The organism is Endozoicomonas sp. SESOKO4 (assembly GCF_024606275.1).
Genome location: NZ_JAHHPS010000618.1, coordinates 1 through 1,021 on the forward strand (window position 1 = coordinate 1; position 1,021 = coordinate 1,021).

At 44.7% G+C, this 1,021-nt stretch carries 1 protein-coding gene and 1 pseudogene; one reads left to right on the forward strand and one right to left on the reverse strand.

What is annotated here, in order from left to right:
• A partial coding sequence (locus KDK16_RS12040) for a GNAT family N-acetyltransferase (protein WP_257276305.1) occupies positions 1-348 on the forward strand: 348 nt, incomplete at its 5' end.
• Positions 349-458: 110 nt separating this feature from the next.
• Here the strand turns inward: KDK16_RS12040 and KDK16_RS12045 are convergent.
• A pseudogene (locus tag KDK16_RS12045) lies at positions 459-1,001 on the reverse strand (FHIPEP family type III secretion protein).
• Positions 1,002-1,021: the final 20 nt, after the last annotated feature.

A 1,021-nucleotide genomic window follows, 5' to 3' on the forward strand; every position in this document is an offset into this window, starting at 1 on the left:
GATACCCGTTTTGTGATCGATCATGAAGGGGAGGCCATTGGTGAGATCGGCTTTGTAACCCAAGTGGATGTTCATCGTTTTACGGCTGAAATTGGCTATTGGTTATCTGAATCCCACTGGGGAAAAGGAGTAATGACTCAGGCTCTCAGCCGTATCACACAGTATGCCATGGACGAGCTGGGTCTGGTCCGCATTTATGCCGATGTGGTTGATTACAACAAAGGGTCTGGAAAAGTACTCGAAAAGTGCGGCTTCCAACTCGAAGGTATCTTGAGAAAACATATTTTCAAAGGTGAAGACTACTTTGATCAATACGTTTACGGTCTGGTTCGTTCTGAACTCCAATGATCCTCGAGTGAATGGCCTCTGAGCAAACATCTTTTTTCACTTCCTGCATTTCTTTTCTGACCAGACAGCCTTCTTACTAAAAAGAGTGGGCTGTCAGTTATCAACATTGATCAGAGTGATATACGACCCAGAGGTTGTACTGTGATTTCTTCTGTAAGCTCTTGGTGAGACAATACGGCCAGATCATAAACTTCCAGCTCCAGAAGCTTCCTGACGTATCGGCGAATATCCATCGATGTGATCAGTACAGGTTTATGTTCAAGGTGCCCAATTTTGCCTACTGTGTTTTTTACATTCTCAACAAAGCGAGCAGACTGGGACGGATCAAGAGCCAGATAGCTGCCTGCTGATGTCTGTCGGATGCCACCACGTATGGTATCTTCAACATCTTGATCAAGAAGGTAGACAGGCAGCATGTTTTTACCATTCGAATACTTGTAACTGATGTATCGTTTCAATGATGAGCGGACATATTATGTTAACTGAACCACTTCCTTTTCTTTGTGGCCCCAGACGACCAGTGCCTGAAGTATGGATCTCAGGTTCCTGATCGAGATATCTTCCGAGACCAGTCGCTGGAATATTTCAGTGATTTTATTAACTGGCAGAAGACGCTGGACTTCTTTGATCAGTTCGCCAAAGGAAGACTCCATTTTTTCCAGCAGGTATCGGG